The sequence below is a fragment of the Tellurirhabdus bombi genome (assembly GCF_021484805.1).
Lineage (GTDB): Bacteria > Bacteroidota > Bacteroidia > Cytophagales > Spirosomataceae > Tellurirhabdus > Tellurirhabdus bombi.
Map to the genome: position 1 here is coordinate 643,220 of NZ_CP090557.1, position 24,203 is coordinate 667,422.

General features: G+C 48.7%; 23 protein-coding genes. 11 read left to right on the top strand and 12 right to left on the bottom strand.

Annotation, left to right across the window (positions count from 1 at the left end; all coding sequences use genetic code 11):
- Nucleotides 1-97 precede the first annotated feature (97 nt).
- On the bottom strand, nucleotides 98-2,164 hold the full coding sequence (gene metG / locus L0Y31_RS02930; RefSeq protein ID WP_234735642.1) for a methionine--tRNA ligase: 2,067 nt from the start codon (nucleotides 2,162-2,164) through the stop codon (nucleotides 98-100).
- Nucleotides 2,165-2,307: 143 nt separating this feature from the next.
- On the opposite strand from metG, the gene L0Y31_RS02935 reads away from it, so the two are divergent.
- Nucleotides 2,308-3,324, top strand: a complete 1,017-nt coding sequence (locus tag L0Y31_RS02935; protein WP_234735643.1) for an NAD-dependent epimerase/dehydratase family protein — start codon at nucleotides 2,308-2,310, stop codon at nucleotides 3,322-3,324.
- A 113-nt stretch (nucleotides 3,325-3,437) separates the two neighbouring features.
- Nucleotides 3,438-4,841, top strand: coding sequence for a tetratricopeptide repeat protein (locus tag L0Y31_RS02940; protein ID WP_234737102.1), 1,404 nt, complete (start codon nucleotides 3,438-3,440; stop codon nucleotides 4,839-4,841).
- Between the two features lie 53 nt (nucleotides 4,842-4,894).
- On the opposite strand, the gene L0Y31_RS02945 is transcribed toward L0Y31_RS02940, so the two are convergent.
- Nucleotides 4,895-5,896: a glycosyltransferase family 9 protein gene (locus L0Y31_RS02945; RefSeq protein WP_234735644.1), complete on the bottom strand. Its 1,002-nt coding sequence runs from the start codon at nucleotides 5,894-5,896 to the stop codon at nucleotides 4,895-4,897.
- Between the two features lie 211 nt (nucleotides 5,897-6,107).
- On the opposite strand from L0Y31_RS02945, the gene L0Y31_RS02950 reads away from it, so the two are divergent.
- Genes L0Y31_RS02950 through L0Y31_RS02970 form a run of 5 tightly spaced genes read left to right on the top strand, consistent with a single transcriptional unit; the run spans nucleotide 6,108 to nucleotide 11,309 of the window.
- Complete coding sequence (locus L0Y31_RS02950; protein ID WP_234735645.1) at nucleotides 6,108-7,346, top strand: M16 family metallopeptidase; 1,239 nt, start codon at nucleotides 6,108-6,110, stop codon at nucleotides 7,344-7,346.
- 57 nt (nucleotides 7,347-7,403) lie between these two features.
- Nucleotides 7,404-8,057, top strand: a complete 654-nt coding sequence (locus tag L0Y31_RS02955) for an O-methyltransferase (protein WP_234735646.1) — start codon at nucleotides 7,404-7,406, stop codon at nucleotides 8,055-8,057.
- Nucleotides 8,058-8,063: 6 nt separating this feature from the next.
- The gene (locus tag L0Y31_RS02960; RefSeq protein ID WP_234735647.1) at nucleotides 8,064-10,409 is read left to right on the top strand and encodes a LysM peptidoglycan-binding domain-containing protein; all 2,346 of its coding nucleotides are present in this window, start codon (nucleotides 8,064-8,066) and stop codon (nucleotides 10,407-10,409) included.
- A 2-nt stretch (nucleotides 10,410-10,411) separates the two neighbouring features.
- Entirely contained in the window at nucleotides 10,412-10,975 is a 564-nt protein-coding gene (locus L0Y31_RS02965) for a DUF3109 family protein (protein ID WP_234735648.1), read from the top strand.
- 4 nt (nucleotides 10,976-10,979) lie between these two features.
- The gene (locus tag L0Y31_RS02970) at nucleotides 10,980-11,309 is read left to right on the top strand and encodes an MGMT family protein (RefSeq protein WP_407084056.1); all 330 of its coding nucleotides are present in this window, start codon (nucleotides 10,980-10,982) and stop codon (nucleotides 11,307-11,309) included.
- Between the two features lie 9 nt (nucleotides 11,310-11,318).
- Here the strand turns inward: L0Y31_RS02970 and L0Y31_RS02975 are convergent, their stop codons facing one another.
- The 7 genes from L0Y31_RS02975 to L0Y31_RS03005 all read right to left on the bottom strand — a co-directional run bounded on the left by L0Y31_RS02975 (nucleotide 11,319) and on the right by L0Y31_RS03005 (nucleotide 16,525).
- Entirely contained in the window at nucleotides 11,319-11,780 is a 462-nt protein-coding gene (locus tag L0Y31_RS02975; protein WP_234735650.1) for a response regulator, read from the bottom strand.
- A gap of 142 nt (nucleotides 11,781-11,922) precedes the next feature.
- On the bottom strand, nucleotides 11,923-12,753 hold the full coding sequence (gene mtgA / locus L0Y31_RS02980) for a monofunctional biosynthetic peptidoglycan transglycosylase (protein WP_234735651.1): 831 nt from the start codon (nucleotides 12,751-12,753) through the stop codon (nucleotides 11,923-11,925).
- Nucleotides 12,754-12,826: 73 nt separating this feature from the next.
- On the bottom strand, nucleotides 12,827-13,951 hold the full coding sequence (gene hemW / locus L0Y31_RS02985) for a radical SAM family heme chaperone HemW (protein ID WP_234735652.1): 1,125 nt from the start codon (nucleotides 13,949-13,951) through the stop codon (nucleotides 12,827-12,829).
- Nucleotides 13,951-14,403: a GNAT family N-acetyltransferase gene (locus L0Y31_RS02990; protein ID WP_234735653.1), complete on the bottom strand. Its 453-nt coding sequence runs from the start codon at nucleotides 14,401-14,403 to the stop codon at nucleotides 13,951-13,953. The genes hemW and L0Y31_RS02990 overlap by 1 nt, the downstream gene beginning before the upstream one ends.
- A 323-nt stretch (nucleotides 14,404-14,726) precedes the next feature.
- Nucleotides 14,727-15,512, bottom strand: coding sequence for a PhzF family phenazine biosynthesis protein (locus tag L0Y31_RS02995; RefSeq protein ID WP_234735654.1), 786 nt, complete (start codon nucleotides 15,510-15,512; stop codon nucleotides 14,727-14,729).
- An 18-nt stretch (nucleotides 15,513-15,530) separates the two neighbouring features.
- Nucleotides 15,531-16,196 (bottom strand): hexitol phosphatase HxpB, encoded by a 666-nt coding sequence (gene hxpB, locus L0Y31_RS03000; RefSeq protein ID WP_234735655.1) that lies wholly within the window; start codon nucleotides 16,194-16,196, stop codon nucleotides 15,531-15,533.
- Nucleotides 16,197-16,237: 41 nt separating this feature from the next.
- Nucleotides 16,238-16,525, bottom strand: coding sequence for a YciI family protein (locus L0Y31_RS03005; protein WP_234735656.1), 288 nt, complete (start codon nucleotides 16,523-16,525; stop codon nucleotides 16,238-16,240).
- Between the two features lie 120 nt (nucleotides 16,526-16,645).
- Between L0Y31_RS03005 and L0Y31_RS03010 the strand changes: the two genes are divergently transcribed.
- From L0Y31_RS03010 to L0Y31_RS03020, 3 genes are all read left to right on the top strand, one after another.
- The gene (locus L0Y31_RS03010) at nucleotides 16,646-19,114 is read left to right on the top strand and encodes a S9 family peptidase (RefSeq protein ID WP_234735657.1); all 2,469 of its coding nucleotides are present in this window, start codon (nucleotides 16,646-16,648) and stop codon (nucleotides 19,112-19,114) included.
- A gap of 158 nt (nucleotides 19,115-19,272) precedes the next feature.
- Nucleotides 19,273-20,469 (top strand): alpha/beta hydrolase family protein, encoded by a 1,197-nt coding sequence (locus tag L0Y31_RS03015; protein WP_234735658.1) that lies wholly within the window; start codon nucleotides 19,273-19,275, stop codon nucleotides 20,467-20,469.
- 103 nt (nucleotides 20,470-20,572) lie between these two features.
- Nucleotides 20,573-20,989 (top strand): hypothetical protein, encoded by a 417-nt coding sequence (locus L0Y31_RS03020; RefSeq protein ID WP_234735659.1) that lies wholly within the window; start codon nucleotides 20,573-20,575, stop codon nucleotides 20,987-20,989.
- 51 nt (nucleotides 20,990-21,040) lie between these two features.
- Here L0Y31_RS03020 and L0Y31_RS03025 read toward each other — a convergent pair whose 3' ends face one another.
- From L0Y31_RS03025 to L0Y31_RS03035, 3 genes are read right to left on the bottom strand one after another with little or no spacing between them, the layout of a single operon-like run.
- A complete protein-coding gene (locus L0Y31_RS03025) occupies nucleotides 21,041-22,177 on the bottom strand; it encodes an endo-1,4-beta-xylanase (RefSeq protein WP_234735660.1) in 1,137 nt (378 codons plus the stop codon).
- Between the two features lie 51 nt (nucleotides 22,178-22,228).
- Nucleotides 22,229-23,407, bottom strand: coding sequence for an aldose epimerase family protein (locus tag L0Y31_RS03030; protein WP_234735661.1), 1,179 nt, complete (start codon nucleotides 23,405-23,407; stop codon nucleotides 22,229-22,231).
- A gap of 31 nt (nucleotides 23,408-23,438) precedes the next feature.
- Nucleotides 23,439-23,639, bottom strand: coding sequence for a hypothetical protein (locus tag L0Y31_RS03035; RefSeq protein WP_234735662.1), 201 nt, complete (start codon nucleotides 23,637-23,639; stop codon nucleotides 23,439-23,441).
- A 277-nt stretch (nucleotides 23,640-23,916) separates the two neighbouring features.
- On the opposite strand from L0Y31_RS03035, the gene L0Y31_RS03040 reads away from it, so the two are divergent.
- A complete protein-coding gene (locus tag L0Y31_RS03040) occupies nucleotides 23,917-24,165 on the top strand; it encodes a MoaD/ThiS family protein (protein WP_234735663.1) in 249 nt (82 codons plus the stop codon).
- The last annotated feature ends 38 nt before the right edge of the window (nucleotides 24,166-24,203 follow it).

Sequence of the window (24,203 nt, forward strand, 5' to 3'; positions counted from 1 at the left end):
AAATATATAGATTTTAAAGAGTGAAAGAGCGATGGACGAAAGAGTGGGAGCGCGCCTTAGATCACTCTTTCACTCTTTTCTACCTTTCGCTCTTTAATTAGCTTACCGTTCCTCCGTTCCAGACGGGTTTGTGAGGGGGCAGTAAGGCGAGGCTTCCGTCGCGGTCTTCGGCCATTAGAATCATGCCTTGTGATTCCAGACCCATCATTTTACGCGGGGCCAGATTAGCCAGGAAGGTAACCTGCTTACCAATAAGCTCTTCGGGACCGAAATGTTTGGCGATACCGCTCAGAATCTGCCGCTGTTGCAAGCCATCGTCCACTTTCAGCTTCAGTAATTTATCGCTTTTAGGAACGCGCTCAGCTTCGACAATTGTTCCGATTCGGATGTCTAATTTGGCAAAATCGTCGTACGTAATTTCCTGCTTAATGGCCGGAACCTCTTTTGTGGCCAGTTCGTTCATGCGCTTGGATTCGTGTAGTTTCTGAATTTGTTTCTCAATAACGCTGTCTTCCAGTTTCTCAAACAGGAGCGCTACTTCGCCCAGTTCGTGGCCTTCTGGGAGTAGGTCAAAGCGTCCCGCGTTGATCCAACCTGTGTGCGGCAGGTTCAACTTATCGGTATTGAGCATGTTCCGGAGTTTTACCGCCGTAAAAGGCAGGAAAGGCTCGCAGACAATGCTGAGATTGGCCGTAATCTGCAACGCAATGTTCAAGATTGTATTAACCCGCATCGGATCCGTTTTGATGACTTTCCACGGCTCCGTGTCGGCCAGGTATTTATTTCCCAGACGCGACAAGTCCATCAGATGAGCCAGTGCCTCCCGGAAACGGTACTGCGAAATCGCCTGCCCAATCCGATCCGGAAACTGAGCCAATTCATTCAGCACCTGCTGGTCATATTCTGTCAGGTCGCACTTGGCCGGTACTTCGCCATCGCAGAACTTTTGCGTTAGCACCACCGCCCGGTTGACAAAATTTCCGAAAATGCCCACTAGTTCGCTGTTGTTGCGGTTCTGGAAATCTTTCCAGGTGAATTCGCTGTCCTTCGTTTCGGGCGCATTAGCGGCTAACACGTACCGTAGCACATCCTCTTTACCGGGCATTTCGTCCAGGTATTCGTGTAGCCAGACGGCCCAGTTCCGCGAGGTCGATATTTTTCCCCCTTCCAGGTTCATGAACTCGTTGGCGGGCACGTTGTCGGCCAGAATCAGGCTTCCTTCGTTCATCAACATCGCCGGGAAAATGATGCAGTGAAAGACAATATTGTCCTTGCCGATGAAATGCACCAGCTTGGTGTCTTTATCTTTCCAGTATAACTCCCAATCGCGACCCTGCTCGGCGGCCCATTCTTTAGTCATCGAGATGTAACCGATAGGCGCATCAAACCAGACGTAAAGTACCTTTCCATCCGTATCGGGTAACGGCACTTTAATGCCCCAATCCAAATCGCGGGTCATGGCACGGGGCCGCAGACCTTCTTTCAGCCACGACTGGCACTGGCCAAAGACGTTGGTTTTCCATTCGGTATGGCTATTCACGTACGTCTCAATCTCGGGCTGCATCCGATCCAGCGGCAGATACCAGTTTTTGGTTGCCTTTAGAATGGGTTTTGAACCCGACAGCATCGATCGCAACGGCTCTTTCAACTCGGTCGGACTCAGCGTCGAACCGCACCGTTCGCATTGATCCCCATAAGCATTTTCATTGCCGCAAACCGGACAAACGCCCACAATGTAGCGGTCGGCCAGAAACTGCTTGGCGACATCATCGTAATACTGCTCGGTAGTTTCTTCCGTAAAATGCCTTTTGTTATAGAGGTTTAGAAAAAACTCCTGCGACGTTTCGTGGTGAATCTGGTTCGACGTACGGGAATAAATATCAAATGAGATCCCAAAGTCTTCGAACGATTGTTTGATCTGCGTATAATACTTATCAACAACCTCCTGGGGCGTAACCCCCTCTTTTTTAGCCTTTATGGTAATGGGAACACCGTGTTCGTCGGTGCCACTGATAAAGGCAACGTCCTTACCCGTTGCGCGGAGGTAGCGCACGTAAATGTCAGCGGGCAGGTAACACCCGGCCAGGTGCCCGATGTGGATAGGGCCATTGGCGTAGATGAGTGCTGCCGTAACTGTATAGCGTTGTGGGTTTTCCAGAGACATGAATTTGGTCAATTTTGGAGCAAAATTAGCAAATCCGTCCTGAACGTTGTTATGTTTACAGGAAACGTCTACGGAGCGGCTGACTTAAGTAACAAAATGGAAAGCACAAATAATTTCCTCAACTGGGTAGAGATTACGATTGAATGATTTTACCAACGCATACTCCTCCTCTTCTCATCACGGGCGCTACAGGCCTGATTGGTAGCCAACTCGTCCGGCGTTACCTTAACGCGGGTCGCGCTGTTTCTGCCTTGCGTCGGGCTACGAGTACGACTGGTTTACTGGATGATGTAAAAGACCGCATTACCTGGCTGGAAGGCGACATTCTGGATATTCCTTCTCTCGAAGACGCCATCCAACCCGGCATGGATGTCATTCATACGGCGGCCATTGTTTCCTTTGTTCCGCGCGACCGCGAACGGATGGAGAAAATCAATGTGGAAGGCACAGCCAACATCGTCAATGTCTGTCTGGAAAAAGAAGTCCGTAAGCTCGGTTTTATCAGCTCCGTGGCCGCCCTCGGACGCCCCGATCCCAAACGCAACAGCGGCAGCGAAACGGTGGTTATCGACGAAAACCAGAAGTGGGAAGATTCGCCCAATAACTCTGCTTATGCCCAAACTAAATACCGCGCCGAACTGGAAGTCTGGCGGGGCGTAGCCGAAGGGCTCAACGCCGTTATCGTCAATCCGTCGGTGGTGCTGGGCGAAGGTGACTGGACCCGAAGCAGCAGCCAGTTGTTCCGGTACGTGTATCAGGAAAAGCCGTTTTATACCGAAGGCATGACCAATGTAGTTGATGTGCAGGATGTGGCTCAGGCGCTTTATCAACTGATGGAGAGCGACATCGTCAACGAACGCTACATTCTGAACGGAGCTACTTTATCCTACAAAGAGTTATTCTACAAAATGGCCGCGGCTTTTGGCAAAAAGCCCCCCGCCTACCGCGTTGCTCCGGCCCTGGCCGAAGTACTCTGGCGACTGGAAGCACTGCGGTCCCGCCTAAGCGGAAAAGCCCCGCTTATCACGCGCGAAACAGCCCGTTCAGCTACCCATTCCTATCGGTACGTTAGTGACAAGATTCAGCGAGATTTATCGTTTAAATTTCATTCTGTAGACGAAACAATCCGTCGTGTGAGCGCCTTTTTTGCGGGGGTGTAATTTTTTCGGAGCGGTTTGTGTTTATAAATAATAATCGTAAATTTCTAATGCATTAAGCGCGCTTTTGACGTTAAATGCATGAATCGCTACACGTAACCTTGTGGAATTTGAACATGGAGCAAGAGTTTGAGGAAAGAGAAAGTGATATCAAGGAATCCATCCAGCGGTTTGAACGGATGCTGGCCGGAACCGAAATCCAGTTTTTCGATCTGGACGTGTACGAGCAGATGGTGGAACACTACATGGAAGAGGGCAACCTCGACAACGCCATGAAAGCCTGCGAAGCCGGTCTCGACAACTTCCCTTATTCGCTGGAATTGATGCTTGATAAGGCCCAGCTTTTGGCCAACAGCGGCAAGTTTGAAGAGTCGCTGGAATTGCTTGACAAAGCATCGTTGTACAATCCGAATGACCTTGACATTCAGTACATGCTAGGCTCCGTTTTGAATCTGTCGGGTAATTACGAGCAATCAGTACAAGTGCTGGAAGCTATGCTTGAGGCGGCCGACGAAAAAGACGATATCTATTTTCAGATCGGTCAGAGCTATCAGAATTGGGGGAAATACGAGCAGGCGGTTGATAATTATAAGAAGTCTATCCAGCACAACATCAATAACGAAAATTCCCTTTACGAACTGGCTTTCTGCCTGGACGTAATGGGCGAGTTGGAGAATAGCCTGGAGTATTACCAGCAACTTATTGACCGCGATCCGTATTCACACAATGCCTGGTACAACATCGGCATCGCTTACAGCAAACTGAACCGTTTTGAAGAAGCGGCCAATGCTTATGATTATGCTACGCTGATCAAAGATGATTTTGCCTCGGCCTATTTCAATCTGGGCAACACGTACATGAATCTGGGGCAATTTGCAAAGGCTGAAGAAGCGTATATCAGTACGCTGAAGTACGAGGAACCAACGCCGGAGACGTATTGCTACCTGGGTGCCAGTCTGGAAAAACAGCACCGCCACGCCGAAGCGATCACTAAGTATCGCGAAGCCGTTCGGTTGGATAACTTGTGGGACGAGGGGTATTTTGGCATTGGCTCTTGCCTGAGCGATATCGACAAATGGCACGAAGCCATTCCGTTTTTACGCAAAGCCATCAAGCTGAATGACCAGAATGCCGAATATTGGCTGGTCCTGGCCGAAACCGAGTATAAACTAGGCAACAGTATTTCGTCGATTGAGGCGTTCGAGAAAGCAACCGAGCTTGATCCCGCTAGCGCCGAAATCTACTTGCAGTGGTCTCTGGTCATGTTTGATCAGGGGAATTTTGTGCGGGCCAATGAGATTGTTCAGATGGGTATCGATGAGCTACCCCGGGAAGCCGATCTGTATTACCGAGCGGCGATTTACCTGATTCACTCGGGGTATTACCGCGAAGCACTGGTTAACCTGGAAGCCGCCCTGACGCTCAATTACGACCGCCACGTTGTCCTGTTTGATTTTTTCCCGGATCTGGAAAAACAAAAAGCGCTTTATAAGATTATCGAACAATATCGAAAAGCCTGATCTATGCGTAGCGTCGGTGTAAAAGCCGGCGCTACAAAATAGGTTCTTCCCTTCTACGCCGGCAAAACGGCTAGTAACTGCTCGGTCTGAATACCGTGCGCGCAGTTAAAATGACCCAGCGGACACTTTTTGTACCCATGCAGCCCGCAAGGACGACACTCCAGTTTTTCCTGTATTTCAACAACGTGCGACTGCTCGGCTAACGGGCCAAAACCGAATTCTGGTTCTGTCGAGCAGAAAATGGCCGTTGTCGGTGCATTCATTGCCGAAGCCAGGTGCATCGGAGCCGAATCGTTTACGTAATTCATCACCGCGCCCTGCATCAAAGCCGCCGACGCCAGCAAAGACAGCTTTCCGGCCAGACTATGCATTTCGGCAGCCGAGCCAGCCTGCTCTATAATCCAATCACAGGCAGCAGCATCAGAAGGAGCACCTAGCAGATAGACGACGTAGCCACTGGGCAAATTCAACAGCAAATCCACCCATTTTTCGCGGGGATATTGTTTGGTAAACCAGACCGAAGTAGGGGCCAGACAGATGTAAGGTTGTTTCTGGTAAGGGCGTACTAAATCATAATCTGCCGCTGCTGGGTATAGTTTTGGCCGTTTGGATTTACTATCCGTCAGCCAACGAATCACGCCCGCGTTACGGTCAATCTCGTGAACACCCGTTTCCAGACGGTGCTCAGCCGTGTGCGTATAGAATCGGGAAAACGGATTCTTATCGAAACCCGCCGTCTTTTTGGCCTTTGACAGCGCCGTAAACAAGCCCGTTGCGCCAAATCGTTGCAAATTGATCACCACATCATATTTCCGACGACGCACTTTTTTCAACAGATCAAACAAGCTACCGTATTTGGCCTGTTTTTTATTCCAGACCAACACCTCATTTACAATGGGATGATCTTTCAGCAGCGATTCGTTGCCTTTCCGAAGCATAAAGTCAATAATGGCGGTTGGAAAAGCAGCATGGAGTTGCTCAATCAGCGCCGTGGCCAGGATTACATCCCCAATGAACGCCGTTTGTATGATCAGGAACCGCGAAGGTTGTTCCATAGTTAGTGTTTTAATAACCCGACCGATTGTTCGGGTAAAATGCGTATTTTTGTTTAAATCCACTCACGGTACTTCTGAATTTAATTACCCAGAGTGAAAGACAAAAACAGCCGCCCCTATTGAGGAATTGACCAGTTGGTTACGACCTAATTTTAGCCAGACGAAATAATAGTTTGATAGCCAAAATTGATCGTTCCCTTTTAACAAAAAAATGGAAGAATACGAGCTATATACGTTGCCCAACGGCATCCGAATTGTCCACAAACAAGTTCCCCACACCCAAATTGCTCATTGCGGTATCATGCTGGATATCGGCAGCCGCGATGAACAACCGCATCAGCAGGGCCTCGCTCATTTCTGGGAGCACATGGCCTTCAAAGGAACGAAGAAACGAAAATCGTATCACATAATCAATCGGCTGGAAACGGTCGGCGGTGAGCTAAACGCCTACACGACCAAAGAAAAAGTCTGTTTTCACGCCTCGCTGCTGGGAATTCACTTCGAAAAAGCGATTGAACTTTTGAGCGATATCGCCTTTCATTCCGTCTTCCCCGAAAAACAGATAGAAAAAGAGCGCAGTGTCATTCTGGAAGAAATGGCCATGTATTACGACTCGCCGGAAGATGCGTTGCAGGATGATTTTGACGAAGTGGTGTTCCGGCAGCATCCGCTGGGAGGCAACATCCTCGGCACGCCGGAGACGGTTCGCTCGTTTACGCGGGATCAGTTGCAGCATTTTATCAGCGACAACATCGATACAGAGCGGATCATTTTCTCGTCGGTAAGCAACTGGCCTTTTAGCAAGGTGAAGCGTATTGCCGAGAAATACCTGCGCGATATTCCCCCGCACCATTCCGCTCGCCGCCGGACAGCACCCGGCCTCTACGAACCCCAGCGCGTTAGCGTAGAACGGCAGATCACGCAGGCGCAGTGCGCCATTGGGCGGCCTTCCTACGGCCTGACCGACGCGCGGCGGTTGCCTTTTTTCATGCTGGTCAACCTGTTGGGCGGACCAGGTATGAACTCCCGGCTTAACATGAATTTGCGCGAGAAATACGGGCTGGTTTACTCCATTGAAGCCAGCTATACGCCTTTTCTGGACACCGGTTTTCTGGGAATTTACTTCGGTACGGACCAAAAACACCTCGACCGTAGCCACACCCAGATTATGAGGGAGCTGAAAATTCTGCGCGAAAAACCACTCACCGCCCTGCAATTGCACAACACGAAAGAGCAGTTGATGGGTCAGTTGGCCATGTCGGAAGAAGGCAATCAAAGTTTCATGCTGATGATGGCTAAAAGTCTGCTGGATACGGGCAAAGTTGATTCGCTGGAAGAGATTTTTGGGGAGATTCGGAGCGTTACGGCTTCCCAGTTGCAGGAGTTAGCCAACGATATGTTCGACGAGAACCAATTAAGCTATCTGACCTTTTTGCCTGAAAAGGAGTAATGTAGTTTTTGGGATAATTCTGCTTTCTTTGTAAAAAGCAAAACCACCGCGTCCAGCATGCATTTTTTATCCGCTGACCTTGAGGAGTACGCTGAAGCCCACACAACGGGCGAAAGTGATGTTCTGCAACGACTTAATCGCAATACACACGCATACGTTATGCGCCCCCGCATGTTGTCCGGACAGTTGCAGGGGCGTTTTTTGTCCATGATTTCCAGAATGATGCGTCCGCGTCGCATTCTGGAAATCGGCACTTATACGGGTTATTCCGCCCTTTGCCTGGCCGAAGGATTGACCGACGATGGCCTGCTGATTACAGTCGATAACAACGAAGAACTGGAAAGTTTTGCCCGCTCCTACTGGAACCAGACGCCTTATACCTCAAAAATAGATTTCCGACTTGGCAACGCGCCGGATATTATTCCGACCCTAAATGACGTTTTTGACATAGTGTTCATTGATGCTGACAAGAAAAATTACAGCCTTTATTACGATTTAGTGTTCGATAAAGTGCGGTCAGGTGGCATCATTTTGGCTGATAATGTGCTGTGGAGTGGGAAAGTGGTGCCCGCCGGGCGTCCGGCTTCCCGTGCTATTGACAAGGACACGCAGGCGGTTCTGGATTTTAACCAGAAGGTGCAGCAGGATTCCCGCGCAGAAAACGTGTTGTTGCCCGTACGTGATGGATTGATGATGATTTACAAACAGTAACGCTGTATGAAAAACCTATTTTTAGCGATTTTTTTATCGTTCGTAACTACCTTAACCTTCCAGCAGGCTACTGCCCAAACGACACCGCAAGTCCCGGATCAGGTTCAATTTGCCGATATGACGGTTCGGTTTGACAACGGTGCCAAACGCATCATCCAGCAAGACATTAACGCGCTGATTTTATCCAATAAACGCTACTGGGAAGCGAAACTCGACCGGGTTGTGCTGTATTTCCCGGTGATTGAAGCGGCGCTTCTGGCCGAAGAAATCCCAACTGACTTTAAATACCTAGCGGTTCAGGAAAGCTCATTAACACCGGATGCCGTATCTGCTTCGACCGCCGTTGGCTACTGGCAGTTTAAAAAAGAAACCGCCACCGGGCTTGATATGCGCGTCGACGATGAGGTAGACGAGCGCAAGAGCATTGTGGCTTCCACGCGGGGAGCGGCCCGTTATCTCAAGCGCAGCAACGCCATTTACAACAACTGGGTTTCGTCGCTTTTTTCATACTATCTGGGTGCTACCGGCATCAGCAAGATCGTCCCGGCCGACTGGAACGCTGCCAAAGAGATTACACTCGACGAGCGTTCGGATCGGTACATGCTTCGCTTCTTCGCTCATAAAATCGCGCTGGATGGCACTTTACCCGCCTACCGCTCAACAAATACCATTGCTCTGGTTGAATATCCAAACGGAAACGGCAAAACAGTAGCGCAGATTTCAGGTGAATTGGGTGTTGATGAATACGAAATTCGCAAATACAACCGCTGGATTCTAGGCGATCAGATTCCAACGGATAAAGAATATGTGCTGGCCATTCCGACAACGAACGCTCAACTTGCGGGCGTACGTCAAAAATCGCAGCCACAGCAACGCGACGAGCTAACCGAGTTTAAAAAAGAAGCCCCTATTCTGGCCAAAAACGAAACGGGTTTTCCGGTTCTGCAAAAAGTGGCTTATCCCGCCGGAAAATCCAATGTAGTCCTTTATGAGATTAACGGTTTACCGGGTATTCAGGCTCAACGGGGCGACAATGCCGCTTCGCTGGCGCGTAAATCCAAAATTAGTCTGAGCAGCTTTCTGCGGTACAATGACATGGCAGAGCGCGGTCGGATTACGGAAGGTGAAGTTTATTACCTCGCCAAGAAAATGCGTAAAGCTACCGTTCCCTACCACACCGTTCGCACGGGGGAAACCAGCTTTACCATCTCGCAGATGTACGGACTTCGCCTGAAACGCCTGCTTAAATTTAACCGCATTGATCGCTCCGAACGGCTGCAAGTTGGTCGGGTGATGTGGCTGCGCGAAAAACGGCCTCGTAACCGGCCCGTCGAAATCATTAACGCTCCGACACCGGCCAATCAGCCAACGCGCCCGGTGGTCGCTCAAAATGACTGGGGAGGCGTTCCTGAAACGCCTAATCGCACGGCAAATAACACGATTCCAAAAAACGCTTCTGAGCGAAAAAAATACACCCCTAAATTGATGGATGGAGCTTCAACCAGTACAGCACCAGCTCCCCAGCCTCAACCAACCCGCTCCACGCCACCGGCCCCCGTAGCTCGGCCTACCGCACCCAAACCCAACGAAACTCTGGCTAGCAGCGGACCAGTTAACCGATCTACGACGTCTCCGGTAAGTACAAGTACAACCAGCAGCGGCGCCAATACGCAACGGGTAGTGATTATTCGTCCGTCCGGTGAGCAAGCATCCACTACAGAACCGACTCCTGTTGAGCAGCCTGTAGCCAGCCCGCCTACTACGTATGCCAACCGCACGACGACACCAACTAAAACGCAATCAACCAGCGTTGCTTCGGGCTGGGAAACGACCGCTACGCCCACAGGCACCAGCAGCGCGCCCATCACCCGACCCAGTGTAAGCTCGACTTCAACCGCTTCTGCTAACGCTGGCAATGCATCAACACCAACAACTAAGCCCACGGTCACAAGTCGCCCCTCTGTTTCGGGTACCACAAAGCATACCGTGGAAGCGGGTCAGACGTATTACAGTATCTCGCGGCTTTACAACGTAACCGTTGAGGAAGTACTGGCCTGGAATAATTTAACGCCGGATGATAAACTGTCGGTTGGACAGAAACTATCCATCAAAGGCGCTGGTGAGCCGGTTGAGGTAGCTCCGGTAGCTACCAAAACGGTTTCGACGCCGGCGAAAACTACCCCTAGCCGCACCAGCATTGGGGAAGATATTCTCTACCACACCGTTCAGAAAGGCGAAACCATGTTCCGTATTTCGAAGCAATACGGCGTTACGGTGGATCAGATTCGGGGATGGAACGAATTGTCGGATATAGGAGTTAAAGAAGGTCAACGAATTAAGATCATTAAATAGCAATGATTCTCATTGAGGATACCGTAATTAGTGATGATGTAGCAGACAAGTTTTTTGTCTGCAATCTGGAAAAATGCAAGGGAGCCTGTTGTGTGGAGGGAGATTTAGGCGCTCCGCTGGAAGCATCAGAATTACCCGTCTTAGACGAGATTTTCCCGAAGATAAAGCCTTATCTGACCCCTGAGGGAATCAAGGCTATTGAGGAGAAAGGCTGCTACGAACAGGATTGGGAAGGCGATTACGTAACGCCAACCATTGAGGGTCGGGAGTGCGCCTATGCGCTCTACGATGAGCGGGGCGTTTTGAAATGCGGTATCGAACAAGCTTACAACGACGGCGTGGTTGATTTCAAAAAACCAATCTCCTGCCATCTTTATCCCATTCGAATTACCAAATACGAACACTACCACGCCCTGAATTACGACCGCTGGCACATTTGCAGCCCTGCCTGCGATTTAGGGAAGAATCTGGGTGTACCTGTGTATAAATTCCTGAAAGATCCTTTAATCCGGGCTTTCGGTGATGATTGGTATAAGCAACTGGAGCGCGAAATCGAAGAGAAGTAATCTTTTGGCCCAAAAACGCGATTATTTTGAGGATGTTTACGCGGTTGTCCGGTTGATTCCGGCCGGCCGCGTAACAACTTACGGGGCCATCGCCCGGTATCTAAGTCTGCGCGCGGGCGCTCGCATGGTCGGCTGGGCGATGAACTCTTCCCACGGACACGATGTTCCTGCTCACCGCGTTGTCAACCGAATTGGCGTTTTGTCAGGAAAGCATTTTTTCGGTAGCTCGACCGCCATGCAGGAGCTGCTTGAACAAGAAGGCATTGCGGTAAACAACGACCAGGTGCAGGATTTTGACCGCTTTTTCTGGGACCCTTTTACCGAACTATCTTAACCCGTTACTTTATACGCAGGGAACTTGTAGAAAACACGTTTGAATACTAACGGCAAGGTGGTTATAATCGTCCATCAGATGCGGCTTCTGCAAGTAACTATTGGCTCCTTTTTTATAAGCCTTCTGTACCTGATCGCCTTCAATGGAAGTCGACAGCATGATAACTGGAATATGCTTTAATGCAGAATTGCTCTTAACGATCTGGAGTACCTCAAAGCCGCCGATCCGATGCATGTTCACATCCAGAATAATAAGGCTACAATTTTTGGCAACGTCGCGCAACTGACTTTCCTGTTTCAGGCTGTCTAAAAACTGTTCGCCATCTTCAAATTCGACAAACTCATGCTGGCTACCAATGTTCTGAAATGCCTTGGCAAGAAACTGGCGGTCATCTTCGTCATCATCAATTAAAGCAACGTAAAGCTTTCGCTTCAACGCTGTGGAGTCGTTGAGTATAGTAGTAAAACGCATAGGATATAGTTACGGCAAATCAATAGTGCTCCAAATCGTAAGTAAATATACCTAAATCATATAAATTTACTGCTATTATTTAGTTTTTAGCTAGTTTATAATTGGACAAATTAAAGAGTGCATTTTCCGCCGTCTTAATTTATTACAGCTTTTCAATATAGCTTTTTCCGCCCAAATAACGCATCTGGCGGGTAATTTGCCGAGTACGCTTTTGTGTGTACGCCGAAGGATTCTGAATGGAAAACAACCGTGGATTCGGCAAAACCGACGCTATCCGGGCCGCTTCCGTCCGCGAAAGAGTAGCCGCCGAGTGGCCATAAAAACGCGTTGCAGCAGCCTCCGCCCCGAAAGTCATGTTGCCCATTTCGGCCACATTTAAGTAAACTTCCAGAATGCGCTCTTTCCCCCAAATTAACTCAATCAGGACCGTGAAATAAACCTCCAGCCCTTTCCGTACGTAACTACGGCCATTCCACAAAAACACATTTTTAGCTACCTGCTGCGAAATGGTACTGGCACCGCGCGGGCGCTTTCGCTTTTTGCTGTCCTTTATGGCATCCTGTATTTCGTCAAAGTCAAAACCCCAATGGCTTGGAAAATTCTGATCTTCGGAAGACACAACTGCCAACGCTACTTCTTTGGAAAGTTTATCGTAAGACCGCCATTCTTTGTAAATCTTGCTGGGTTTGCCATCGCTAATGGCCTCAATTTTTCGGCTAATGACGAGGGGAGTAAACCAGACGGGTACGTATTTAAGCACGACAACCCAGCCAATAGAGATTAAAAAGGCGTAGAAAAACAGTTTTAGAAAGCCCCAGTAAAAACGCGCAAAGGTAGGTTGGCTGAGTAAAAAATGCTCCCAACGACCCGTTTTACTGCTTTTCATAATTGGCTGACCCGACTGGTAAGTCCGATTAGCTGACGATGGCTGCGAGGTATTACGAAACGTATTGGCAGGACGATTCTGACTCATGGGTAATTAATTCACGACACGAAAATGGCTAAAAATCGGGAGTATTAACTAACAGACGAATCAAAAAGGCCTTTTACTCCTCAATAAATAATTCAGCGGCCACCCGGTCGGCAAACAGTTTTCCAGCTGTGGTTAACAGCAATTGATTATCCTTCAACATAAGCCATCCTTTTTGCTGGAGACTCGCAATTTCCTTTTGTTGCTGCTGCGCAAAATCGGCATTTAACAACTGATTCAACTCCGCAACCTGACACCCCCATTTTGTACGCAAACCCGTCAGCAAGTATTCATTTACCTGATCGGCAACGGTCAGTATTTCCCGATCACAAGGTAACTCGCCTTGGTCAAGCGCCCGAAGATAGCGAGCGTTGTTGGCGATGTTGTATTGCCGACTCGATCCATTGTAAGAATGCGCACTGGGACCGATGCCCAGGTAAGATCTTCTTTTCCAATAACTGCTGTTGTGCCGCGCTTCCCAGCCTGGTTTTGCAAAATTGGAAATTTCGTAATGCTCATACCCGTTCGTGGTCAAGGCATCGACCAGCATGGTAAACTCTTCGGCGGCAAAGGAATCCTCGGGAACCTGCAAGCGCCCTTTCTGCTGCCAGCGCCCAAAAGCCGTATCCGGCTCGATGGTCAGGCAGTAGGATGAAATATGCGGGATATTCAGTTGAATTGCTTTTTCGAGGTTACGCTGCCAAATGTCGTGATCAGGAGCCGGAACGCCGTAAATCAAGTCAATGGTTAGGTTATCAAATCCAGCATCCTGGGCCAACCGCACGCAAGATTCAGCCTCAGTAGCCGAATGCGCCCGGTTCATAAAACGAAGATGGGGCTCATGAAATGACTGGATGCCGATACTCAGCCGGTTGACGTACTGCCGCAGCATTGATAACTGACTTGGCTGCAAATCGTCCGGATTAGCCTCCAACGTTATTTCGGCCCCGGCCTTTACCGAGAAAAAGCGGTGAATCGTTTCAAAAATCTGGGCCAATTCCTTTTCCGTCAAGAGCGAAGGCGTACCACCACCGAAGTAAATCGTTTCCAGTTGGTTAGTACCCAAGTAATCCTTCTGCAAAGTAAGTTCTTTACATAAAGCATCGACGAGTACTGGTTTCTGTTTCAGACTTGTACTGAAGTGGAAATCACAATAATGACAGGCTTGTTTACAAAAAGGAATGTGAAGGTACAGATGCATTAAAGCGGCTTTTCGAGAACTATCACGATAACACCATCGGCATTGGTTAGCGTTCCAATGATGTTAAAGCCATGCCGCAGGTTCAGAATAAGCATGTCGCGCCATTGGTTGCGCGTTTGGGTACGAATAGTCTGGAAAGCTTTCTGACGGCACCAGTCATGTTGCTGCCGCATCAGATTTTCGGCAATACCCTGCCGACGGTAGTTCGGGTTGACGCAACCCAGCCAACTGTAGAAATGGCCTTTCTTACGCAGGTAACCCATTTTATAACCAACTACTTGCTCTCCGTCTAAAGCAACGCAGGTCAGTAAATTGCGGGAATACTGCTCGTGAGTTTCCGCCTGGACGTCGGCGCGGCTCTGGCCTGAAAAAACCAATTCGTGCAGATCGAGCAAAGAGGCTTCCAGCGAGTCAGGCAACTCCCCTTCTATCAACTCATAGCGGATGGCCATGCGTTATTGCTTACTTTTTAGGGCAGCTTTTGCAGTGCTTGCCTTTTTTCTTGTATTTCTCGCAGCATTTTTTCAGAACGCAGCACGATTCACTCATGAAAGGATTGTCGCCGAATACTTTTCCAGCCTCGCTAAATGGTGTTAGGTCAAATTCTTTTTCTACAACCAGGTTCATCCTATATTATTTATTGAGGCTACAAAGATAAACCTTGTTTAGACTTATTCAAAATAGTTTTCGTTCATGCGTTTCCATCGGCAAAAGTATACCCAAAAAAAAGCCCCAAACGTATTTGTTTCGGGGCTTTTTATCTACTATTAATTTTTTAAACTTCTATTTCTCCAGTCATGTACAAACGCACCTGCCCGGCGATCTCCACCCGATCTTCTTTCAGCGAGCATTTGAGGTAGCCTCCTCGTTTGGAAACCTGCTTCGCAATCAACTCGTTTTTCCCCAGACGCTCGGCCCAGAAAGGAGTCAATGTGGTATGGGCGGAACCTGTCACCGGATCTTCGTTAACTCCTGATTGAGGAGCAAAGAAACGCGACACAAAATCAACATCATCGCCGGGGGCCGTTACGATGACCCCTCTAGCTGGTACCGTCGATAACTCAGCCAAATCAGGATCGAGATCAAGGATTTGCTGCTGATTTTCGTAAACAAGTAAGTAATCAGACTTTCCTTTGTACAATTCTATTGGTTTAATATTCAGACTTGTACTAAGCGCCGGGGGTTGTACACTGGTGTGAATGCTATCAGCCGGAAAATCCAGTATCAGCCAATCGGCCTCCCGCCGAACCCGCAAAATACCGCTTCGCGAATCGAGATCAATACTCTCTTCATCCGTGGCTTTTTCCAGGAAAAAAATAACATACGCCGTGGCTAATGTGGCGTGTCCGCAAAGATCAACCTCTACTTCAGGCGTAAACCAACGAATATGGTAGCCATTTTCGGTCTTTACATAAAATGCCGTTTCGGGCAGATTATTCTCACAGGCAATGTTTTGCATGGTTTCGTCAGGCAGCCACTCTTCCAGCGGACAGACAGCAGCCGGATTTCCTCCAAACAATCGGTCAGTAAAAGCATCTAATTGATACAAACGAAGTGCCATACTTGCAGCAGATCAAGGTCAGTTAATGAACAGTCGGGTTAGGTTTTCTTTTTTGAAATCCAGCAAAGATGCAATTTTATAATCAGCAATATCAAATTTTGGCTCATTAAACTCATAATCTGCCGGAACGGCCACCGTCACCATTCCTGCCGCGTGAGCCGATTTGAGTCCGCTGCCCGAATCTTCAAAGGCTAAACAGTTTTGCGGTTCTATCCCCAGTTGGCGCGCTGTTCCCAGATATACATCCGGATGCGGTTTGTTGCGTTTCTCCAGCGTTGCCGAATGCCATAACTGGAAATAAGATCGAATGTCAAGCCGATCCAGTACCGCCTCGATCAGGTGCATGGGCGAAGCCGAAGCCACAGCCATCAAAATAGTATGTTCACGGAATAAATCCAGAATGGCCGGAACTCCGGGCATGGCCTTGGCATGTTGTCCAATGCGCTCATAGGCCTTCAGGTGAATTTCTTCGCCTACTTCTTCGGGGGGGCGCGCTGTCCAGGGATGGCGCTCGAACCAGTAACGCACCACGGCGTCAATAGGCAGGCCCGTTGTCTGTTTGCACATATCCTCCGTTAGTTCCAGGCCAACCGTTCGAAAAACTTCTATTTCTACATGCCGCCAGTGTGGCTCAGAATCGACCAATAGGCCGTCCATATCGAATAATGCAGCTTGTATTGGCATAAATTAGTAGCGTTTTCAGTGAATTCCTCACTGCCTCTTCATTAAACGTCGGCCTTGCGGAATGGTTTGACATCAATACGATCCCAGACCTTTCCGACTACGTAAGGGTCACTTTGTAACCAGTTATTTAAATTTTCTTCGGAATCAAACTCAACCAGCATCATGGAGCCGATCATTTTACCGGTTTCATCCAGTAAAGCACCACCCAAAATAAAGTGCCCATCTGCTTTTAGTTGGCGAGCGCGCTCAAAATGCGCAGGACGCGCAGCCAGACGACGGTCGTAGGCCTGTTCATCTGTGAAATCGTAAGCGTGAACTACGTATTGCATAAATATGAATATAAACCAAAAGGGTTGCCAATCTAGCCCTTTCTGCGCGGAATTAACTATATTTTTTCGGTTTTCTATCTAAATTTAAGGGTTCAGAATGTACATCAACAATCCTTATCAATGAAACAAGTTTTAGTTGGACTAAGCTGGTTAATTGCTCTTGGCGCTGTCGCTCAGGCGCCATCAACTTCCAGCCAGAATAAACCTGTGCTTACCGTCGAGAAAATTATGCAGGATCCCAAGGGCTGGATTGGCACCTCACCGTCGGGTGTTTCCTGGTCTGAAGATTCCAAAACGATTTATTTTGACTGGAATCCCACCAAAGCAAAGGGCGATTCTTTATACAAAGTGGTTCTAGCGAGCGACCGGAAACCCGTTAAAGTAGCGCCCACCGAGCGGCGTGTCCTGCCCGGAACTGGTACTTACAACCCAACCAAAACGCTTAAATTATACGAACTGAACGGCGACATTTTTCTGCTCGACTGCCGGACTTACAAAAGCCGCCGCCTCACCAATACGGTCGAAAATGAAAGCCGTCCGGCTTTTAGCGGCGATCAGCAATCCATAATTTTTACCCGAAGCAACAACCTTTTCTCGTTTTCGCTGGCAACGGGCGAAGTAACCCAGATTACTCAATTTGACCTAGGCAACAAAAAAACCGAAGCCAAACCCAACGATCAGGAAGCCTGGCTAAAACGCGATCAGTTGGCGATGTTTGATATTCTGAAAGAGCGAAAAGACAAAAAAGATGAAGGTGCTAAAATTAGAAAAGCCGATCAGCCTAGGCGTCCTAAACTATTTTACACGGAAGGCAAGTCTGTTTCAAACGCTGTTCTCAGCCCGGATGGCCGCTATGTTACCTTCACGCTAACCAAAGCAGCAACAGGAGCAAAATCGACCGCCGTTCCTAGTTACGTTACGGAATCGGGCTTTACGGAAGACCTTCCCGCCCGGACAAAAGCGGGTGCGCCCGGAGCTTCTTACGAATTTTTCGTGTATGATATTCAGCGCGATACCATTCAGGCGGTATCTGTAAAAGACGTTCCCGGCATCCCTACCTTACCGGAATACCTGAAAGATTACGCAAAGCCAAACGCAAAAGACACGGCAAAAGCAAAAAAGCCGGAGAATCGGAAGGTGATTTACAGCGGTCCGGTCTGGTCGCAGGACAGCAGATATGCGGTGGTGGTGCTGCGCTCCCTGGATAGCAAAGACCGGTGGATTATGCAGCTCGATCCCGCAACCAGCGCGTTAAAGCTCCTCGACCGCCAGCACGATGAAGCCTGGATTGGCGGCCCCGGCATGGGCTTTGCCCAATCGGTGGGAACCATGGGCTTTCTGGCGGATAACCAAACCCTATACTTTCAGTCGGAAGCTGATGGGTATTCACACCTGTATACGGTCAACGTCGCCAGCGGAGAGAAAAAGCAACTGACCAAAGGAAAGTTTGAAGTTCAACAAGTTGAAATATCCAAGGACAAGAAATATTTTTACCTGTCTACCAACGAAGTACACCCCGGCGAACAGCATTTTTACCGCATGGCCGTTACGGGTGGTGATCGCCTTCGCCTAACTTCCCTGACCGGTGCCAATGATGTGTACCTTTCTCCCGACGAGACCAAGCTGGCCATTCGTTATTCCTACAGCAACCGTCCCTGGGAGCTTTTCTTACAGGAACTGAAGTTCGACAAAAAAGGCGGCCTTGTCGCACCAACGCCCGGTGGTTTAGTCAGTGTATCAACGTCTTTATCGACCCAGCTTCCTGCCGTGGCGGGACTGAGCCAACTTACCAGTTCACTAACCGATGAATTCAAAGCGTACCCCTGGCGCGATCCGGCGGTCGTCACTATTCCTGCCCGCGATGGACAAACCATCTACGGACGGCTTTACAAACCCCAGAATTTTAACGGCAAAACGGTCATTTTTGTCCACGGAGCGGGTTATCTGCAAAATGCGCACAAATGGTGGAGCCAGTATTTCCGGGAATACATGTTCCATAACCTACTGGTAGACAAAGGCTATACCGTTCTGGATATTGATTACCGGGCGAGTGCGGGCTATGGCCGCGACTGGCGAACGGGTATCTACCGCTACATGGGCGACAAAGACCTTACCGACCACGTTGATGCTGTGCAGTGGCTGGTCAAAAACCACGGAATTGACGCCAAGCGCGTAGGCCTTTACGGAGGTTCTTACGGCGGGTTCATTACGTTGATGGCCATGTTCACTGCGCCCGATGTATTTGCGGCGGGGGCGGCTTTACGGCCCGTTACCGACTGGGCAGCTTACAACCATCCTTACACGTTTAATATTCTGAACGATCCGCAGACGGACTCCCTGGCTTATCGCCGCAGCTCGCCCATTTACCACGCGGCGGGCCTGAAAGGTCACCTGTTGATTTGCCACGGCATGATTGATGTCAATGTGCATTATCAGGATGTTGTTCGGTTGTCCCAGCGACTCATTGAGCTTCGCAAAGAAAACTGGGAACTGGCCTCTTACCCCATGGAAGACCACGGTTTTGTGGAACCAACCAGCTGGATGGATGAATACAAACGAATCCTGAAGCTGTTTGACGAAAAGCTCTAATACTATGAGGGTTAGTTCTTTTACCAAATAAGTACAAAAATATACTAGAACTAACCCTTGCAACGTATTGTTATTAAACTAGGCGTATACAGTCCAATTGATTTGACTGGTGCGCCTTTTTCTTGCCATTTATTCCATCTCAATCGTTGTAAAATCCTATGTTTATTAACCGTAAAGATTTTCTGCTGTCATTGCTGGTGTCTACGACAACAGTTGCAACGGGTTTTATGACAAGCAGTTGCTCTAAAGATCCTGATCCTATCGAGAATAAATATTTAGTTAGTGCCACCGAAATTCGTTCACTTACGCTTAAACAGCTAGCCACTCAGGTACAGGCGATTAATCCTGGTCTGGCCTTTCTGGTACGCAATGAGGTAAAGGTCTACAAAATAACGTACAACACGCAGCTTCCTGATGGCACGCCTACGCTGGCCTCGGGCGCCCTTTTGGTGCCGAATGCGACTAGTCCGGTGCCTATGATTAGCCAGCAGCACGCCACCATTCGCAGTGAGGCCGATGCGCCGTCGAATTTTGGTCCTGGCAGCGATGCCTATTCTTTTGGCTCTTTGTTCGCCTCATTAGGCTATATCATTTCGTGTCCTGATTACATCGGTTATGGCGAAGCAAAATCCCAACCGCATCCCTACGAACACCGGGAAAGCCTGGCAAGTGCTTCTTTGGACATGCTCCGGGCCGCCCGTGAATTTGTGGCGCAGAATGGCGTTAAATGGAACAACAAAGTGTTCTTAACCGGCTACTCAGAGGGCGGTTTTGCTGCCATGTCGCTCTTGAAAAAACTGGAGGAAGAACATCCCAACGAGTTTACTATTGCCGGTGCCAGCCTTGGTTCGGGAGCTTACGACAAATCCGGCTTTCTTACACGCATTATCAATACGCCATCCAGTGGTATCGCAGCGTACAATCAACTTTATCTTTGGGTATTACTGACTTATAACAATATCTATAAGCTCAATCGCCCCATGACGGATTACTTCAAAGAACCGTACGCTACCCAGATCGCGGCCCAGAAAGAGCTAGCAAACATCAATGTTAGTCTTCACCAGACTTTTACGGATAGCTTTAAACAGGCCATTACGAACGGAACGGACAAAGCCTTTCTGGACGCCATTGCGGACAATAATGTATACGACTGGAAGCCTAAAACCCCAATTCGTCTGTATCATGGAAATGCCGATGACCTGGTGCTTTACTTTAATTCGCAGAACGCGTATGACGCCATGAAGAAGCGCGGAGCTACTAATGTTCAGTTGTATCCACTGGAAGGCAAGAACCATGCAACGGCTATAATTGACTATCTGTTAGGGACGTACGAACTCGTTTCTACGACTTTATAAGGTACAAAAATCCTTTTTCGGGGGTGGTTTTAACATTTTTACTGTGACTTGGTTATAGGATAGACGTCATTAATCTGAAATTATACCAACTGAGATAACAGTCATGAAAAAATTCATCCTGGCCGCCTTTATGGCCGCCTTTACCGTTGCAGCATACGCGCAGGACGTAAAACAAGAAGCTAAAGAAACCGCTCGTCAGGCTGGCCAAACTGCAGACGCAGCCGGTGACAAAATAGGCCGTGAAGCCCGCAAGGCTGCCCGCAAAACAGACCGCGCCGCCGACCGCGTTGGCGATGACGCCCGCGAAGCCGGACAGGAGCTGAAAAAAGAAGCTCGTAAGTCTAAAAAAGACGTGGAAAGAGGACTTGACAAAGCGGGCGACAAAGCCAGCGAAGCCGGACAGGAGTTAAAAAAAGAAGCCCGGAAATCAAAGAATGATGTGAAAGAAGGGACGGATAAAGCGCTAAATAAAACAGAGCGCAAACTGAAAAAGGCCGAAGACAATTTGCGTGAGAATTAATCCTCCCGTTCATAAATGAAAAAGCGGGGCTGTTACAGCAGCCCCGCTTTTTCATTTTACGCCGGTTAACTGCCGGATGGTAGAAACCTCCTCCGGCTTGTAAGGTTGCCCATCCTCGCGGAAAATATCGTGAAACCACAAAGGCGGCTCTGCCGTGTAGGTTTTCTGCCACGAATCCCAAGGGTAAATGGTATTGGTTTTGCCCGCGACAAATCCCCAGTTCATCATACCCACTTTTGCACTTTTTGCGGCGGGCAACACTGCCTGAAACGTACTTCCCGTCGGACGTGCCATGTACTCCGTACAGATTATAGGTCGATCAAAAGTGGTGAGCTGGCCCATGCGCGTTTTGAAATCTTCAATTGGCCCGTAATTGTGGAAAGTAATAATGTCAGAATTAGTGAAAAGAAAACGATTCATTTCGTTCATCTGATCCACCGATTTCCAGTCGCCATACCAGGGAGCTGACGTAATGGGCTGAGACGGTTTGGCTTCGCGCGCCCATCCGAACGCTTCTTTTACCAGCTGTGCGCCTAATTCTCCTTTATTGGGTAGCTCTGTCTTTAGTTCTCCGTTCTTCCCGTAGCTATTGGCGTTGTCGTTGTCGGGTTCATTAACGATGTCCCAAGCTAAAATTCGCTTGTCGTTGCGGAAAGAACTAACCACATCTTTTACATAATCGCGCAGGTAATTCCACTGGCTGTGATCGGCCAGTATTTCTGCACCGGGGCTTTGCACCCAACCTGAATTATGACGGCCCGGTTGCGGCTCCCGCTGCTTGCCAATTTTAGGCTTCGGATCCCAGCAGGAATCAAATAAAACCAGCATAGGTCGGATGCCCTGTTTTTGACAAATACCCAGAAATTGATCCAACCGCTTTTTGAACCCTTCGGGGTCTTGCTTCCAGGCCAGATCGTGCAGGAAAATCCGCATGGTGTTCATGCCCAGGCCTTTTGCCCAGCCTAATTCTTTCTCAATTGTTTGCGGGTCAAAACTTTCCGCCTGCCACATCTCCAACTGATTGATGGCATTGGCTGGGGTATAATTAGCTCCAACCAGCCAGGCTTGCTTTTTATACCATTTATTTGCCTTCTTCGTTGTCCATTGCTGCGCCATTGCCGGCACTGCCAAGACAAGCCATACAACCAGACAAGCTGCTGCCTGAATAAACTTTCTTTTTTGCTGCATTGAGTAAAAGGAGGGTTCAGGAGGAAAGGCGAACCCTCCCTCCTGTCCTATTTATTTCTTGGTTGAGAACTGGTAAATGGTTGTTGTTTTGTACGTCTGTCCCGGCTTTAACACCGTAGATGGGAAGCTTGCCTGATTCGGTGAATCCGGGAAGTGCTGCGTTTCCAGACAGAAAGCGTTTCGTTTTTCGTAAGCCTGACCTATTTTTCCTTTATTCTTGCCATTCAGGAAGTTACCACCGTAAAACTGAACGCCCGGCTCCGTTGTCAACACCTCCATAACAATGCCTGTTTTAGGACTTTCTACCGTCGCAATTTTGCGCGGAGCCGTTGTTTGGCCACCATTCAGGACGAAATTGTGGTCGTAACCCCCGCCCGCTTTAATCTGCGGATGGTCAGCGTCGGCGCGTGTTCCAATGGCGGTTGGCTTGCGAAAATCAAAGGGTGTATTTTCGACAGGCGCCAACTCTCCGGTTGGGATTAAGGTTTCATCAACGGGCGTATAGCGGTCCGCATTGATCGTCAACAGGTGATCAGCGATTGGGCCAGAGCCTTCGCCATTCAGGTTGAAATACGAGTGATTGGTTAAATTAACAACCGTACTTTTATCCGTAGTTGCTTCGTAATCAATCTTGATGGCGTTGTCATCAGTCAGGGTGTAAACCACTTTGGTCGTTAGTGTACCCGGATAGCCTTCCTCACCGTCTTTCGACACATACGTCAATTCAACCGTTTTAGGATCAATCTGCTTGGCGTCCCAGACTTTGGTGTTAAAGCCTTTTTTGCCACCGTGCAAAGAGTTTGGCCCGTTGTTAACCGGCAGCGTGTATTCTTTCCCATCAAGCGTAAATTTGCCTTTGGCAATCCGGTTGCCGTAACGCCCGATCAGGGAGCCAAAAAAGTCCTCACTATTAGACAGATATTCGTCTACACTGTTATAACCCAGATTTACGTCCACAGACTGGCCGTCTTTATCCGGCACAATCAGGCTCACAATCCGCCCACCGTAGTTAGTAATAGCAACCTGTACGCCTTTGTCATTTTTTAACGTGTACAAATCGGTTTTCTTACCATCCAGTTCTTTCTGAAACTTCGCCTGATCCGGCAAATTGCTGCTTGTTGTGTTGGTCATGGTTGTGTCTGACGTTGTGGAAGATTCCTCCTGCTTCTGGCTTTGATTACAAGCGGCCAATAGCCCAATCAGGGCAGCAGAGATGATAATTCGTTTCATGAATAAAGAAAAGGTTATGGTTAAGTGTGATTCAAAGTCCCAATTTCTTGGGTTCAATTCCAGTTTCTTTAGCCGACATGCGGAAAATTTCCAGTATTTCCTGGTAGCTAAACAGCCGCCCCTCAAGGTAGCTCTGCTCTTCCGGATCGGCAAAAGCTTGTTTTTCCCGCAAATCGCGGATGTTGGCATGAACGGTAATCATGACATCGTGAAAAAACTCAGAAAACTGCATTTCATTCATATTGGTCTTTAAATATTTCTTTCTGTTAAGCCACTTTTAACAGACTTGTGCTGATTATTCGTTTACCGCAACGTTCTAGCAGACCAGAAAATTAAGGGCAGTTAGCCCGCTTAGGCAAACTTTGAATCAGCGTTTGTGTTATAAAAATGAGCGGCTTAACAGTCACTACTAAAAATTGTGCGCTTTGATCCGTTTGCAAGTTAGTGATTCACGGAAAAACTATGTTCACTCAATTACTAATTCCATTTTTCACGCAGTATCTTTGAGCATGAGCAAAACAGTATCGGTGCTTCTGTTTGGCATCACCCGCGAGATTGTAGGCACATCTTCCCTGGCAACTGCCATTCCGCCATCGGGCGAGATTGGTGACCTGCTAGACACCCTCAGAGAACGCTATCCTGCCCTGAGCGGATTGCGGTCCCTGCTGGTCGCCGTCAACGGTGAGTATGCCGAGTTAAACACGAAAATTACGCCAAAAGACGAAATCGCCCTGATTCCTCCCGTTAGTGGAGGATAGTTACTTTAACATGCCGTATTCGCCACCCCATTTAATCT

Bases quoted from the DNA above. Each gene is read 5' to 3' on its own strand.
- metG (WP_234735642.1), bottom strand. From the start codon at position 2,164: ATGTCTCTGGAAAACCCACAACGCTATACAGTTACGGCAGCACTCATC.
- L0Y31_RS02935 (WP_234735643.1), top strand. From the start codon at position 2,308: ATGATTTTACCAACGCATACTCCTCCTCTTCTCATCACGGGCGCTACA.
- L0Y31_RS02940 (WP_234737102.1), top strand. From the start codon at position 3,438: ATGGAGCAAGAGTTTGAGGAAAGAGAAAGTGATATCAAGGAATCCATC.
- L0Y31_RS02945 (WP_234735644.1), bottom strand. From the start codon at position 5,896: ATGGAACAACCTTCGCGGTTCCTGATCATACAAACGGCGTTCATTGGG.
- L0Y31_RS02950 (WP_234735645.1), top strand. From the start codon at position 6,108: ATGGAAGAATACGAGCTATATACGTTGCCCAACGGCATCCGAATTGTC.
- L0Y31_RS02955 (WP_234735646.1), top strand. From the start codon at position 7,404: ATGCATTTTTTATCCGCTGACCTTGAGGAGTACGCTGAAGCCCACACA.
- L0Y31_RS02960 (WP_234735647.1), top strand. From the start codon at position 8,064: ATGAAAAACCTATTTTTAGCGATTTTTTTATCGTTCGTAACTACCTTA.
- L0Y31_RS02965 (WP_234735648.1), top strand. From the start codon at position 10,412: ATGATTCTCATTGAGGATACCGTAATTAGTGATGATGTAGCAGACAAG.
- L0Y31_RS02975 (WP_234735650.1), bottom strand. From the start codon at position 11,780: ATGCGTTTTACTACTATACTCAACGACTCCACAGCGTTGAAGCGAAAG.
- mtgA (WP_234735651.1), bottom strand. From the start codon at position 12,753: ATGAGTCAGAATCGTCCTGCCAATACGTTTCGTAATACCTCGCAGCCA.
- hemW (WP_234735652.1), bottom strand. From the start codon at position 13,951: ATGCATCTGTACCTTCACATTCCTTTTTGTAAACAAGCCTGTCATTAT.
- L0Y31_RS02990 (WP_234735653.1), bottom strand. From the start codon at position 14,403: ATGGCCATCCGCTATGAGTTGATAGAAGGGGAGTTGCCTGACTCGCTG.
- L0Y31_RS02995 (WP_234735654.1), bottom strand. From the start codon at position 15,512: ATGGCACTTCGTTTGTATCAATTAGATGCTTTTACTGACCGATTGTTT.
- hxpB (WP_234735655.1), bottom strand. From the start codon at position 16,196: ATGCCAATACAAGCTGCATTATTCGATATGGACGGCCTATTGGTCGAT.
- L0Y31_RS03005 (WP_234735656.1), bottom strand. From the start codon at position 16,525: ATGCAATACGTAGTTCACGCTTACGATTTCACAGATGAACAGGCCTAC.
- L0Y31_RS03010 (WP_234735657.1), top strand. From the start codon at position 16,646: ATGAAACAAGTTTTAGTTGGACTAAGCTGGTTAATTGCTCTTGGCGCT.
- L0Y31_RS03015 (WP_234735658.1), top strand. From the start codon at position 19,273: ATGTTTATTAACCGTAAAGATTTTCTGCTGTCATTGCTGGTGTCTACG.
- L0Y31_RS03020 (WP_234735659.1), top strand. From the start codon at position 20,573: ATGAAAAAATTCATCCTGGCCGCCTTTATGGCCGCCTTTACCGTTGCA.
- L0Y31_RS03025 (WP_234735660.1), bottom strand. From the start codon at position 22,177: ATGCAGCAAAAAAGAAAGTTTATTCAGGCAGCAGCTTGTCTGGTTGTA.
- L0Y31_RS03030 (WP_234735661.1), bottom strand. From the start codon at position 23,407: ATGAAACGAATTATCATCTCTGCTGCCCTGATTGGGCTATTGGCCGCT.
- L0Y31_RS03035 (WP_234735662.1), bottom strand. From the start codon at position 23,639: ATGCAGTTTTCTGAGTTTTTTCACGATGTCATGATTACCGTTCATGCC.
- L0Y31_RS03040 (WP_234735663.1), top strand. From the start codon at position 23,917: ATGAGCAAAACAGTATCGGTGCTTCTGTTTGGCATCACCCGCGAGATT.